This window comes from Klebsiella sp. K5-45, from assembly GCF_030128605.1.
GTDB lineage: Bacteria > Pseudomonadota > Gammaproteobacteria > Enterobacterales > Enterobacteriaceae > Klebsiella > Klebsiella quasipneumoniae.
Window position 1 is genome coordinate 267,758 of the sequence record NZ_JAKUZW010000003.1, and the last position, 14,072, is coordinate 281,829.

10 protein-coding genes and 2 pseudogenes are annotated in these 14,072 nt (G+C 59.6%); 3 read left to right on the forward strand and 9 right to left on the reverse strand.

All coding sequences use genetic code 11. The features are described 5' to 3' along the window. Positions 1-1,010, forward strand: a pseudogene (locus tag MKS11_RS07960) (LacI family DNA-binding transcriptional regulator). A 53-nt stretch (positions 1,011-1,063) separates the two neighbouring features. Here MKS11_RS07960 and MKS11_RS07965 read toward each other — a convergent pair. The 5 genes and pseudogenes from MKS11_RS07965 to MKS11_RS07985 all read right to left on the reverse strand — a co-directional run bounded on the left by MKS11_RS07965 (position 1,064) and on the right by MKS11_RS07985 (position 6,783). Then, positions 1,064-1,667: pseudogene (locus MKS11_RS07965) on the reverse strand (hypothetical protein). A gap of 184 nt (positions 1,668-1,851) precedes the next feature. Beyond that, positions 1,852-2,874, reverse strand: coding sequence for an ABC transporter permease (locus MKS11_RS07970; RefSeq protein WP_025999105.1), 1,023 nt, complete (start codon positions 2,872-2,874; stop codon positions 1,852-1,854). Positions 2,875-2,893: 19 nt separating this feature from the next. After that, positions 2,894-4,378: a sugar ABC transporter ATP-binding protein gene (locus MKS11_RS07975; protein ID WP_004202401.1), complete on the reverse strand. Its 1,485-nt coding sequence runs from the start codon at positions 4,376-4,378 to the stop codon at positions 2,894-2,896. Between the two features lie 32 nt (positions 4,379-4,410). After that, positions 4,411-5,334 carry a sugar ABC transporter substrate-binding protein gene (locus tag MKS11_RS07980; RefSeq protein ID WP_002892597.1) on the reverse strand — a complete coding sequence of 308 codons (924 nt, stop codon included), beginning with the start codon at positions 5,332-5,334 and terminating at the stop codon, positions 4,411-4,413. A gap of 429 nt (positions 5,335-5,763) precedes the next feature. Further along, a complete protein-coding gene (locus tag MKS11_RS07985) occupies positions 5,764-6,783 on the reverse strand; it encodes a LacI family DNA-binding transcriptional regulator (protein WP_048294337.1) in 1,020 nt (339 codons plus the stop codon). A gap of 103 nt (positions 6,784-6,886) precedes the next feature. Here MKS11_RS07985 and MKS11_RS07990 point away from each other — a divergent pair, with 103 nt between their 5' ends. Beyond that, positions 6,887-7,894, forward strand: a complete 1,008-nt coding sequence (locus tag MKS11_RS07990) for a Gfo/Idh/MocA family oxidoreductase (RefSeq protein WP_004202399.1) — start codon at positions 6,887-6,889, stop codon at positions 7,892-7,894. 242 nt (positions 7,895-8,136) lie between these two features. Here MKS11_RS07990 and MKS11_RS07995 read toward each other — a convergent pair whose 3' ends face one another. From MKS11_RS07995 to iolE, 3 genes are read right to left on the reverse strand one after another with little or no spacing between them, the layout of a single operon-like run. After that, positions 8,137-9,168 (reverse strand): Gfo/Idh/MocA family protein, encoded by a 1,032-nt coding sequence (locus MKS11_RS07995; protein ID WP_043521401.1) that lies wholly within the window; start codon positions 9,166-9,168, stop codon positions 8,137-8,139. A gap of 9 nt (positions 9,169-9,177) precedes the next feature. Next, positions 9,178-10,350, reverse strand: coding sequence for a Gfo/Idh/MocA family protein (locus MKS11_RS08000; RefSeq protein ID WP_004202397.1), 1,173 nt, complete (start codon positions 10,348-10,350; stop codon positions 9,178-9,180). Then, positions 10,347-11,267: a myo-inosose-2 dehydratase gene (gene iolE / locus MKS11_RS08005; protein ID WP_023319878.1), complete on the reverse strand. Its 921-nt coding sequence runs from the start codon at positions 11,265-11,267 to the stop codon at positions 10,347-10,349. The genes MKS11_RS08000 and iolE overlap by 4 nt, the downstream gene beginning before the upstream one ends. A gap of 573 nt (positions 11,268-11,840) precedes the next feature. Between iolE and MKS11_RS08010 the strand changes: the two genes are divergently transcribed. Continuing rightward, positions 11,841-12,266: a hypothetical protein gene (locus MKS11_RS08010; RefSeq protein WP_087771451.1), complete on the forward strand. Its 426-nt coding sequence runs from the start codon at positions 11,841-11,843 to the stop codon at positions 12,264-12,266. A 131-nt stretch (positions 12,267-12,397) separates the two neighbouring features. Here the strand turns inward: MKS11_RS08010 and lysS are convergent, their stop codons facing one another. Beyond that, positions 12,398-13,915, reverse strand: coding sequence for a lysine--tRNA ligase (gene lysS / locus MKS11_RS08015; RefSeq protein ID WP_004202393.1), 1,518 nt, complete (start codon positions 13,913-13,915; stop codon positions 12,398-12,400). Positions 13,916-14,072: the final 157 nt, after the last annotated feature.

A 14,072-nucleotide genomic window follows, 5' to 3' on the forward strand; every position in this document is an offset into this window, starting at 1 on the left:
GTGCTGATGAAAACCAAACGCGTAACTATCAAAGATATCGCCGAACTGGCGGGCGTCTCCAAAGCGACCGCCAGCCTGGTACTCAACGGTCGTGGCAAAGAGCTGCGCGTGGCGCAGGAGACGCGCGAGCGCGTGCTGGCGATCGCCCGCGAGCAGCACTATCAGCCGAGCATTCACGCGCGCTCGCTGCGTGATAACCGCAGCCATACCATTGGCCTGGTGGTGCCGGAAATCACCAACTACGGGTTTGCCATTTCTCCCATGAGCTTGAGACGCTCTGCCGGGAAGCCGGCGTGCAGCTGCTTATCTCCTGCACCGACGAAAACCCCGGCCAGGAGAGCGTGGTGGTCAATAACATGATTGCCCGCCAGGTCGACGGCCTGATCGTCGCCTCGTGCATGCACAGCGATGCCGACTACCTGAAGCTCAGCGAACAGCTGCCGGTGGTGCTGTTTGACCGCTCCCCCAGCGACAGCGCCCTGCCGCTGGTGATGACTGACTCGGTCACCCCAACGGCCGAACTGATCTCCCGCATCGCCCCTCAGCATGCGGACGAGTTCTGGTTTCTCGGCGGCCAGCCGCGGCTATCGCCTTCGCGCGACCGGCTGGCGGGATTCACCCAGGGCCTGGCTCAGGCGGGGGTTACGCTGCGTCCCGAATGGGTGATCAACGGCAACTATCACCCCAGCTCCGGCTACGAGATGTTCGCCGCGCTCTGCGCGCGGCTGGGACGGCCGCCGAAGGCGCTGTTCACCGCGGCCTGCGGCCTGCTGGAAGGGGTCCTGCGCTATATGAGCCAGCACCATCTGCTGGACTCCAATATTCATCTCGCCAGCTTCGACGATCACTATCTGTACGATTCACTTTCCCTGCGCATTGATACCGTGCAGCAGGATAATCGCCAGCTGGCCTGGCACTGCTACGATCTGCTCAGCCAGCTGATCGACGGCCAGGCGCCGGAGCCGCTCCAGCGCTATCTGCCCGCTACCCTGCAGTTTCGCCATGCCTGACGGCGCCGGCGGCGATTAGCGTTTTCGCCGGGCGCGCGCCGCCTGCCTCAGCGTCAGCAGCATGCTGGCGAGCACCACGCCGAGGCCAATTGTTACCTGCCAGCGGTAAGCCATCAGCAGCGAGGGCAATCCGCCGTCCGGCGCCAGCATCACGAGATTCCAGCCCGCCAGGCCGGCATTGCCGTTCAGCGCCCGGCTTAACATCCGCTGATGCGGGGCGAAGGGCTGAATGGTCTGGTAATGGCTGCCGAACAGCGGCGGCTGCATCTCCCGCGGGAACTGTGCCTGCACCTGGGCCAGCACGCTGGCCGGCAGCGCATGCGATGCCGCCAGCAGATGCCCGTCGCCATTCACCAGCAGTAGCCGATAATGCCGCTGCCGGGCCAGGGTATGCAGAGCGGCGCGCATCACCGCCAGCGGCCAGGTCGCTTCCCGCTGCGGAGCGGGGGTGTTCATCCGCTGTTCAAGGCGTTCCGCCACCCACCGCGCATCCTCCTCCAGCTGCCGGGTATGCATCTCACGGTAAACCTCTCTGGCCGGCAGGTTCACGCCCCGACTGAGGATCAGGATCGCCAGTCCCGCCAGCAGGCTGACGATAATGCCCCTTCTCCCCGGTCGCGAGAGCGGCGAGGATTTGATTAAGGATGGTGTATTCATACGACTCCAGAAACAGGGGGCAAGGCGTGGCCCCCTGGCGAATGGACAACAAAAGTCGCGAAACTGTACAGGATGCGCAGCGCGGGAAAAACAGACAGCCGGCGCCTGGCGGGACGTATTTTGTTTATTTCTGGACAGGGCTGGCGGCAACGACGCGCTTCGCCGTTGCCGCCAGTTGATAAGATTAGCGTTTTTTCCGGTTGCGGCGCATGTCGATGGTCACCGCCGCGACGATAATGATCCCTTTAATAATATCCTGCACGTAGGCATCGACGCCGACAAAGGTAAAGCCGCTCTTGATCAGGCCAAGGATCATCGCGCCAATCAGGGTGCCAGTAATGCGCCCCACCCCACCCATTAAGCTGCTGCCGCCGATCACCGCCGCGGCAATCGCGTCCAGCTCGTAGGACATCCCCATGCTCGACTGGCCACTGCTGACGCGCGCCGCCAGCACTACCCCAGCCAGCCCGGAGAGCGCCCCGGCGATGGTGTAGACGATCACCAGGTATTTATTCACGTTGATGCCGGACACTTTGGCCGAGGTCATGTTGCCGCCGATGGCATACACATATTTGCCATACCGGGTATGCTTCAGCGCAATGTGAAACACTGCGGCAATCACGAAGAAGATGATCACCGGCATCGCCCCCTGGCCTATCGCCGTAAAACTGTCGGAGAGGAAGCTTATCGGATTGCCCTGGGTGTAATACTGCGCCAGACCGCGCGCCGAGACCATCATCCCGAGGGTGGCGATAAATGGCGGGATGCCGGTTCGCGTCACCAGGAAACCGTTGGTCAGCCCACACAGCAGGCCGACGCCGATCCCCGCGCAAATCGGGATCACCGCCGGCAGGTTGACCAGCGCCGGGAACATTGGCGACAGGCTGTCGGAGGTTTGCGCCAGGCTCGCCGCCACCACCGCCGCGAGGGCGATAACCGAGCCGGAGGAGAGGTCAATCCCGGTGGTGATGATCACCTGGGTGACGCCGACGGCGATGATGCCGATGATCGCCACCTGTAGCACAATCAGCACCAGGCGGTTGGTATTGAGCAGGAACGACTGGTCGCGAACATACCAGCCGGCGATTTCAAAGGTCAGGGCAATCACCAGCATCACCACAAAGATGCCGGTATCTTTCGGCATTTTATGCCGCAAATTAGCGAAGAAGGAGGAACCCTCGCTGGCCGGAGCCGCCGTTAATTTCATATTACTCATTCTCTGTGCCTCAATGGGATGCCAACGACAAAATGGTTTCCTGGTCGGCTTCGTCTTTTTCCAGGATGCCGGTGATACGGCCTTCATGCATCACCATGACCCGGTCACTCATGCCAAGGATTTCCGGCAGCTCAGAGGAGACCATAATGACCGCCACCCCCCGGTTCGCCAGTTCACTGATAAGATGATAAATTTCCGCCTTCGCCCCGACGTCGATGCCGCGGGTCGGCTCATCGAGAATTAAGATTTTCGGTTGCGCTAACAGCCAGCGCGCAATCAGAACTTTTTGCTGATTCCCCCCGCTCAGGTTATTAATAATTTGATCCATCGTCGGCGTTTTAATATTGAGCCGACGGATTTGCTCCATGCAGTCTTCGGCCATTTTCACGTGCTGGACAAAACCGCTCTTGCCGATATATTCCGGCATTTTGACGATACTCATATTTTCCAGCACCGACAGCACCAGAAACAGGCCCGACTTTTTACGGTCTTCGGTTAATAACGCCATTCCCTTTTCAATCGCCACGGAGGGGGAATCAATGGTCACCGGCGCCCCGTCGATCAGCACTTCGCCGCTGTCGAAGCGTTCCATGCCAAACAGGCTTTCCATCACCTCGCTGCGCCCGGCGCCCACCAGCCCGGCCACGCCGAGGATCTCGCCGCGACGCACGGTAAAGCTGACATCATGGAACACGCCCTGGCGCGTCAGATTGCGCACGGTCAGCACCTCTTCGCCGATGGTGTTATTAAATTTCGGGAACAGCTGGGTTAATTCGCGGCCCACCATCTGGGTGATCAGCGACTGGCGGGTAAATTCGGTGGTGTTTTTGCTCCCCACCCAGGTCCCATCGCGAAAGACGCTGATCTCATCGGTGATAGCGAAGATCTCATCCATTTTATGGCTGATATAGATGATCGCTTTGCCCTGGGCCCGCAGGTCGCGGATGATGGTGAACAGGTGAGCTACCTCGCCTTCGGTCAGCGCCGAAGTGGGCTCATCCATGATCACAATATCCGCGTTCCATGAGACCGCTTTGGCAATCTCCACCATCTGTTGGGCGGCGATGCTCAGGTCGCCCACCAGCCGGTCGGCGGTTAAGCGAATATTCAGCTTATCCAGCAGCGCCTGGGTCTGGCGGGTCAGCTGGCCGTGGTCGACAAAGCCGTACTTCATCGGCTCGCGCCCCAGCCAGATATTCTCCGCCACCGTCATATGCGGCACCAGATTCAGCTCCTGGTGGATCATCGATATCCCCGAGCGCAGCGCATCCATGGTGTCGGTAAACTCCACCGGCTCTCCTTTCACGCGAATCGATCCTTTATCCGGGCGATAGATACCGATCAGGCACTTCATCAGCGTGGATTTACCGGCGCCGTTCTCACCCATCAGGGCGTGCACCGTTCCCGGGCGCACGCGTAATGAGACATTATCGAGCGCCTTCACGCCGGGGAAGAACTTACTGATACCTTCGGCTTCAAGGGCAAAAGCGTTCATACATCCACCTCCGTACCACAGGTTGGCCAGGATTATTTCTGATTACGATTGGTAAATTCAGCCATGTTCTCTTTGGTGATCAGCTGATACGGCACGTCGATGATTTTCTCCACTTTCTCACCGTTCGCCAGCTTGATGGCCGCGTCTACGGCGCCCTCGCCCTGGCCTTTCGCATCCTGGAAGATGGTGGCGATCATCTTGCCGCTCTTCAGCATCTGCAGCGCATCCGGGGTGCCATCCACGCCGGCGATAAGAATATGGTTCGGGTTTTTACCCAGCGCCTGCAGGGCGCCGATCGCCATTTCATCGTTGTTGGAGGCGATGGCCTGGATATCCTCGCCGCTGGTCATCCAGTTGCTGACCACGTCCACGGCGTCATTGCGGGTGAATTTCGCGGTCTGCTTCTGCACGATTTTGATGTTCGGGTATTTGGCGACAACCTCTTCCACCCCTTTGGTGCGGTCGCGAGTGGATTCATTCGCCAGGTCGCCGAGCAGGATCGCCACATTGCCCTTACCGTTCATCGCTTTCGCCAGCGCTTCCATCTGCAGACGGCCGGCGAGAATCGAGTCCGACCCCACGTAGGCCATCTTGTCGGTCAGCTCCGCCTGCGGGCGACGGTTCACAAATACCAGCGGGATCCCGGCCTTGGTGGCCTGATCCATGATCGGTTTCACCGCATTGGTATCCACCGGGTTAACGATAATGGCGTCCACCCCCTGGCCGATAAAGTTCTGCACCTGCTGCAGCTGCTGGGAGACATCCCCTTTCGCGTCCTCGATCTGCGATTTCACCCCATCTTTTTTCATCTCTTTTTGCATCGAGGTACGCAGGATCGTCAGGAAGTTATCGTCAAACAGCGCCATCGAGACGCCAATGGAGACATCTTTTGCCATAACCACCGCAGGCAGCATGCAGGCTAACAAAGAGGCAACAATCGTTTTCTTAATATTCATAGTTGATCCTTGATTTTGTAGGTACGCCGGTGAATGAAACAAAATGAAAAATTAATTTCAGTCAGGTTGCGACAAATGTCTGTTGTAACGGCGACGGCGCTGCGGGGTTTTCCGCATTTCGTCGTGATCGGAATCACAAATAATGGCTGTTTTATCATCACTTTTTTGAAACATCAGTCCATTTATGCCACACCGTGAATTCCAGACTATTTATTTCATTAACAAGACATTTGAAACTTTTATAAGTAAATAACTGAAATGAAAATTTTAAAACTATGCAGTAACAGAATTTTGACAGACATCTAACATTGCTGCATAAATGAGCGAAAAATGAGAGGCAGACAACGCTTTAAAGCGATCGCCCCCGGCGGGGTTGACATTTACCCGCCGGGGAAATCCGTGTTGTCAGGAAGGGAGGCGCCGCACGCCTTAGTCCACGTTCTCGGCGCTGTAGAGGATAAAGTCGACTTTCCCGTCGGCATAGGTTTGCGGCTGATAGCCGGACTCCAGATGGCGCAGCATCAGGTCGATCGCCAGCTGGGCGTGCTGGCGGGTGTTCTGATCGAGCGTTAACGCCAGGCTGCCCCGGGCCAGCTGCTGGCGGGTGGTATTGTAGCGCTCATGGGTGATCCAGCAGACGTCGCTTTCGCGGCGGTGGCGAGCCAGCGCCTCGGCAATCTGAGTATTGCCAAGCCCGGTATTATAGATCCCGACAATATGCCGGCTGCGGCACAGGGCCTGCTCCAGCAGGCGGGTGATCTGCTCCCGCCGCTCCTCGCCTGCCAGTACCTCATTAAGCTGCAGGTGGGGAAAGCGCTGGCTCAGCACCTCGCGGAACCCCTGGATGCGCAGGCGATGCGCGCTGTAATCCTCCCGGCCGCTCACCATCAGCACCTCCCCGGGCCGCGGCGTCATTCTCCCCATCATTAACCCCGCGGTGCGGCCAGCCTGCAGCTGATTGATCCCGACGTGGCAGAGCCGGTCGGCGCCGGGCAGATCCGTCGCCAGGGTGATGGCGGGGACGCCCGCTTCCCGGCAGCGGCGCAGCGCGTCATGCACCACAGGGTGGTCATTGCCGAAGACGATGATCCCCTGACGCTGCTGGCAGCTGCGCATAATGCGCCGGGCCAGGGTCGCCGGCTGCGACTCCGGGACAAAGGTGCGGTGCAGGGTCAGACGGCGATAGCCGAGGCTATCCGCGACGGCGGCGAAATCCTGCGCCAGCTGCGGAAAAAAGAACGAGTCATTGCTGCTGAGAAAGAGCTCAATCTGCCAGGGAAAGCGGTGCTCCTCCGGCAGGATGCGCTTCAGCCCCGCCTCCCGCGCCGCCTGCAGCACTTTGCGCGTGGTCTGCGGCGATACGCCGCCGCGTTCGTTCAGCACCCGGTCCACAGTGGCCACGCCGACGCCAATCTGTCTGGCCAGCATCGCCAGTGACATGTTTTTCATCGCCCCTCTCTTCAATGATGGAAATACATCAAAACGGCAGTGTCAGTGAGTTTAGCAAACCGATTATGGTGGCATCGTCCCTTCGCCATTCTGGAGAAAAATAATGAATTGCAAACGTTTTGCCCTGGTAGGCAGTGGTTTTATCGGTCAGGTTCATGCCGCCAGCCTCGCCCGTCATGACGGGAGCGAGTTGACGATGGTAGCCGATGTCGCGCCGGAGCGCGCCCAGGCGCTGGCCGCCCGCTATGGCGCCCGGGCGGTGACGGTGAGCGAGGCTCTCCGTAGCGACGCCATCGACGCTGTGCTGATCGCCAGCTCGACCCCGTCGCATGCCGAACTGCTGGAAGCCGCCGCTCGGGCGGGCAAGGCGGTCTATTGCGAAAAACCGATCGACCTCTCCCTGGCGCGCGCCCGCGAGGTGGTGGAGCGGGTGCTTCCCCTGAACGTGCCGGTCACCGTCGGCTTTAACCGGCGCTTCGACAGCAGCCATCAGCAGCTCCGCCGCCAGCTGGAGCAGGGCGCGATCGGTCGGGTGGAGCTGGTGCAGATGGTCTGCCGCGCCTCCAGCATGCCGCCGCTCGACTATCTGCGCAGCTCCGGCGGTCAGATGCGCGATCAGGCGATTCACTTCTTCGACCTTCTGCGCTTTCTCACCGGCGATGAAGTGCATACCGTGGCGGCGATGGGCGCGGCGCTGGCCCTGCCGGAAATCGCCGAATTTGGCGATGTTGACACCTCCATCCTGATGATGCAGATGCGCGGCGGCGCGCTGGCGCAGCTGGACAACACCCGCCGCACCGGCCACGGGTATGATGAACGGATCACCCTGCTGGGCGCAGAGGGCGCGCTGGAGTCCGGCAGCCAGTCGCCGGTGGGCCCTACCCTGTGGCGCGGCAATCAGCGCATTGAGCCAGGCCTGTGGCCGGACTGGTTCAGCCGGGTGCAAGGATCTTATTACCAGCATCTTGACGCCTTTATCCGCGCTCTGAATGGCGAAACCGTGGCCGACCTGCCCGGCCTGGTGGACGGCCTGCAGGCGCAGGCGATTGCCGAAGCGGCCGTTCAGTCTCTGCAGCGCGGCCAGTTTGTCGCCGTCGACGACTGTCGATGAGGGGTTGCGTGGCACCAGCTATCAGGCTCTGAACCTGCCTTTATGCCGGGCGGCGGCAACGCCTTGCCCGGCCTACATAACACAGGCATTAATCTGCTTTAATATCAAATGGTTGCATAGATATCCCAGGCCCGCGCAAGCGCAGCGCCGCCGGGCAAGGACAGCCGGCACCGTGCGCGTCCCGCTGCCGGGCAATGGCGGACACGCTCGCGCTGCCTGCAAACCAAAGCCCGGCCGGCCCCTTAGCGTTCTTCGTTAAACACCGCGCCCACCTGGCGCCGCACCTCATCCATCACCTGCAGATTCTGCAGCACCCGACTGAGCGGCCGCAGCGGCGAGTCCCGCAGCCCCTGACCGACGCACCAGGCAAAATGCTCCGCCTGCCAGAACAGCTGGTCGTAGCGATTGCGCGGCTCTTCCCAGCGCAGCGCCTGCCCGCCCTGGCTGGCAGCGAGGGTGAACCCGCCGGGGGCGTAAAACTGACCGTCGATCGTCAGGGTCGCCTGGCGTCCGGCCACCACCGCCCCACCCGGCGTGTTGCTGAACAACGTCGTGTTTAACAGCCCCTGCATCCCGTTCCGCCAGCTGAACAGCATCGACGTCTGACCGTTAAGCCCCTCTGCCGTCGCGCTGCCGCGGGCGACTATCTCCTGCGGCATACCGCCCACCATTAGCGCAAACGAGGTCAGATAGCTGCCGAGATCCATCATCGGCCCGCCGGCAAGGTCGGCATTAAAGATGCGGTGGTCAGTAGTAAAATACTCGCCGTGATCGGCCAGCAGGGTATGCAGGTCGCCGAGTACCCCATCCTCCAGCAGCTGGCGGATCACATCATACTTCGGCGCGTAATCGCACCACATCGCCTCCAGCGCCAGTTTTCCCTGGCGGGCGGCTTCGGCCTGCAGTTCACGTCCTTCGCCAAGGTTGAGCGCGAAGGGCTTCTCAATCAGCACGTGTTTGCCCGCCTTCAGCGCCTGCATGCCGTCGGGAAAGTGATGGTTGTGCGGCGTCGCAATATACACCGCATCAATATCCGGACGCGCCAGCATCTCCGCCACATGGCCGTAAGCCTGGGGGATCCCCCATTCCGCGGCTACCCGGTCGGCCTTCGCCTGGCTGCGGGAGGCAACGGCCACCACCTGCTGCCGGCTCTGGGTTTTCAATGAGTGCACAAAGCGCTCGGCGATCCAGCCTGGACCGATGATGCCCCAGCGCAGGGAGGGAATGCTCTGCGCCGCCGGGCGGCGCGGGGTCGGTAATTGTGAGGGAAACATAACGGCTCCTTAATCCTTAACCACGTTAACCCAGCGACGGCTGACCATTGAGGCTTCAATCGCCGACAGCACGCGCTGATTCTGTAAACCAAATTCAAAGCTGGGATAACAGTCGTCGTCCCCGCAAATCCCCTGCACCAGGTCATGCACTTCAATCACCTTGACGTCAAAATAGCCCAACCCACCGCCGCCAAAATCGAAGCCGAAGAAGCCGGCATAGGCCGGGATCTGGCTCCCGGCATACAGCGTTTTAAAGCCGCGGTCGTGTTTGTCATCGCGGAAGCGATAGACCTGCAGTTCGTTAAAGCGCTCCCCGTCCATATACAGCGTGCCTTCGGTGCCGGAGACCTCCCAAAAGACGCCGAAGATGCGCCCGGCGGCGATGCGCGAGGCTTCAATCACCCCCGCGGCGCCGCTGTCAAAATTGACCAGACACTGAACCTGATCGTCATTTTCCACTTCCCGCCACTCGGCATCGGCCGCGACCCGGCTGGCATACCCGGCATCGGTCTGCGGTACCGGACGCTGGCGCAGACAGGTTTGCGCGCTGGCGGTCACTTCACGGATCCCGCCCATCAAAAACTGGGCGACGGACAGGGTATGGGCGCCGAGGTCGCCAAGCGCCCCGCTGCCGCCGAGGGTTTTCGAGCAGCGCCAGGACCAGGGCAGGTTCGGGTCGTTATAAAACCCCTGATCAAAGGTGCCGCGAAAGCGCACCGGTTCGCCAATATCGCCCCGGGCGATAATCTGCTTTGCCAGCAGCGCCGCCGGGGTTTTGATGTTGTTAAAGGCCACCATGGTCTTCACCCCCGCGCGCCGGGCCGCCTGCGCCATCTCCTGCGCCTGCTGCTCGTTAACCGCCAGCGGCTTCTCGCAATAGACATGTTTACCCGCCGCGATCGCCGCCATCGCCATCGTGTAGTGCAGATGGTTCGGCGAGGTAATATCCACCACGTCCACCAGCGGATCGTTCACCAGTTCGCGCCAGTCACCGTAAGCCTTCTCCGCCCCCAGCTTCACCGCATGACGTTCGGCCAGCGCCTGATCCTGATCCGCCAGCGCGTAAAGATAGGGGCGCTTCGGCAGATCGGGATAGAACATGGCCGCGCGACGGTAAGCGTCGGCATGCGCCTGGCCCATAAAACCGGAGCCGATGAGACCAATATTTAACCGCGCGCTCATGATGCGTGCTCCTCTGATGATGAAGGGGACGAGAAATGGTGCGCCAGCCAGGCGAAGGCGCGGCGGGCGGTGGCCAACGGCGGCGCCATCGCCGGGTCCTGCTCGGCTTCGATAATCAGCCAGCCGCGGTAGTCGCTGTCGCGGGCAAAGTCGAGGATCGGCGCATAGTCGATGCAGCCGTCGCCTGGGATGGTAAACAGCCCGGCGCGCACCGCCTCGTTAAAGCTCAGGTTTTCGCGATACAGGCGCCCCAGCACCTGCGGACGGACGTCTTTCAGATGCAGATGGCGTATACGGTGACCATATTTTTCCAGCACGCGCGGGATATCGACCCCGGCGACGAAGGCGTGTCCGGTATCAAACGCCAGCCCGACGTTGTCATGGGTCTGTGACAGAAACCGCTCCAGCTCATCGTCGTGCTCCACCAGCATCATCAGGTGATGGTGATAGGCCAGCCGCAGACCGTAGTCCCGCAGCAGCAGGTCGGCAAAGGTATTCAGCTTATGGCAATACGCCGTCAGACTGACGCGGCTTAACGGCGGTGAGAGCGAGATCGGCTCATCAAGCGGCGTTTCACCGGGCAGTTGCCCGCACTCGCCATAGACCATGACCCTGGCGCCGAGCTGCTGCAGGAGCTGCGCGTGGCCCCGCACCGCCTCCAGCTCCGCTTCCACGCTGCGGTCAGCCAGTAAGCCGCTGTACCAGCCGGACGCCAGCCGCAGGTCAGCCGCCGCCAGCAGAGGCCCCAGCGTCTCCGCCTGGCGGGGAAACTTGCGCCCTAACTCAATGCCCTGAAATCCCGCCTCCCGCGCCTCGCGCAGACAGGTGTCGAGAGGGATATCGCCGCCTAAATCCTCCAGCACATCGTTGGTCCAGCACAGGGGGCTAATGCCCCACTGCAGGTGCTCTGTCGCCATGTTTATCTCCTTTTCAGCCAGTCGTCTGGTGTGCCGTCACTATAAGCAGGCGACGACCAGCGATGAAAACGGAGAAATGATGGAAATCCATCATTGCCGCGGGCGGAATATCCGTTGTCGCCAGTAGCCCTGGAAAATTAATGGAAATAATGCTTGCCGCAGGCTTATTTTGCAGATAAAAATTACTGGCTTAATAACCCGTTTCAGAGGTTATCCCTTTCATTCGAAATATGATGATAGCAATATGAAAAAAACTCAATACCGCACCAGCGCGGGCTTTAGCCCTGCGCCCAGGTCTGGCCTGCTGTTATTTGCGTAAGTGACAAATAATCGCTTTTAAAACATCAATTACTTAACATTCTCTCTGCAATAATATGACAAGCAGCGGGAAGATACGGTGATAAATAAAATCAGGGTAATGATGTTTTTACAAATAAATAACCCTTCGCCTTTCTGCTCATTATTTGTCAGGAATGGCTGCGGTTATATTTATTCTGACGCCCCCGGAGAATACACCAATGTGTATCAACCTTTATGACAATGCGCGCCGCTATCGCAATGAGAAACAATAAGATGAATAAGACCTGGCTTTTCACCACCCTCACCCTGGCGCTGGTCGCCGCCGCGCCGGCCCACGCCATTAGCGCGAAATACCGGGAGCAGCTTGAACGCTCCGGCTGTACGCAGATGACCGACGAGACCACCTGCGATATTCATAAAACCAAAGCCGAGAATGCCGCCGCCGCGCAGCAGGCCAGCAGCGGCTTCGGCCCCTGGCTGGGCACCTGGTATGTTTATACTGAATATGGCGATAAAATTGATGAGATTACCGTCACCGCTAAAACGGTGAAAACTCATGGTCATCTGGTGGAGGACGCGAAAGCGAGCCAGGGTAAGCTGACTTTCCGGGTGAAAAACTCAACCTTTACTCTCAACGATGCCTTTAACGGCAACTGGACAAACGGCAGCCAGCGCGGCACGTTGCAAAAAATAGAGTAAACTCTCTGCTCCCCGGCGGGGGCACACCATGCCGATAGACTGCGGTGACCGGTTCATCCGGCCAGGCAAGCAATGTGATGTGACTCATGCGGGGAGACCTCCCGGCGCGGGCCGGGAGGGAGTGCAACAGATTACTTCTGCGGACGCATGGCCGGGAAGAGGATTACGTCGCGGATGGTATGGCTGTTGGTAAACAGCATCACCATGCGGTCGATACCGATGCCCAGACCGGCGGTCGGCGGCAGGCCGTACTCCAGCGCGGTGACGTAGTCTTCGTCATAGAACATCGCTTCGTCATCGCCCGCCGCTTTGGCGTTGACCTGATCCTGGAAACGCTGCGCCTGATCTTCCGCATCGTTCAGCTCGCTGAAACCGTTACCGATTTCGCGGCCGCCGATGAAGAACTCGAAGCGGTCGGTGATTTCCGGGTTCACGTCGTTGCGGCGCGCCAGCGGGGAGACTTCCGCCGGGTATTCGGTAATGAAGGTCGGCTGGATGAGGTGCGCTTCCGCCACTTCATCGAAGATTTCGGTGACGATGCGCCCCAGACCCCAGCTTTTCTCTACCTGAATGCCGAGAGATTCCGCCAGCGCTTTCGCCGCGTCGAAGTTATCCAGATCCGCCATGTTGGTTTCCGGACGATGTTTTTTGATCGCCTCGCGCATGGTCAGTTTTTCAAACGGCTTGCCGAAGTCAAACACCTGGTCGCCATACGGCACTTCGGTTTTGCCCAGCACCGTCTGCGCCAGGGTGCGGAACAGCGACTCGGTCAGTTCGATCAGGTCTTTGTAGTCCGCGTACGCCATGTACAGTTCCATCATGGTGAACTCTGGGTTATGACGTACCGAGATCCCTTCGTTGCGGAAGTTACGGTTGATTTCAAACACGCGTTCGAAACCGCCGACCACCAGACGTTTCAGATACAGTTCCGGCGCGATGCGCAGGTACATATCGAGATCGAGCGCGTTGTGATGAGTGATAAACGGACGGGCGGACGCGCCGCCAGGGATCACCTGCATCATCGGGGTTTCCACTTCCATAAAGCCGCGAGCCACCATGAACTGACGCATGGTCGCGAGGATCTGCGAGCGGATGCGGAACGTATGGCGCGACTCTTCGTTAGCGATCAGATCCAGATAGCGCTGGCGATAGCGGACTTCCTGATCCTGCAGGCCGTGGAATTTATCCGGCAGCGGGCGCAGGGCTTTGGTCAGCAGGCGCAGCTCGGTGCAGTGGATGGAGAGTTCGCCGGTTTGCGTTTTGAACAGCTTGCCGCGGGCGGCAATGATGTCGCCGAGATCCCATTTCTTAAACTGTTCGTTGTAGACGCCTTCCGGCAGGTCATCGCGGGCCACGTACAGCTGGATACGGCCGCCGACGTCCTGGAGGGTGACGAAGGAGGCTTTGCCCATCACGCGGCGGGTCATCATCCGGCCGGCCACCGCAACTTCAACGTTCAGGGAAGCGAGTTCATCGTTATCCTTCGCATCGAATTCAGCGTGCAATTGGTCAGAGGTATGATCGCGACGGAAATCGTTGGGGAAAGCTACGCCCTGCTCACGCAGCGCAGCCAGTTTTTCGCGACGAGTTTTCAGTTCATTATTAAGGTCAATGGCCTCATCGGCACCTTGTGCTTGTTGTTCAGACATATGGGTTCCTCATAACCTTGCTTTCAAACTAGCTTCGATAAATTGAACCAGGTCACCCTTCCGCGCGGCCTGTCTCCGGCTTTACACCGAAGAACAAGAGTAACGAATCTGGCTTCACTTCAAGCTGATCTCACTCAGCTATGCCTTCACTAACGGT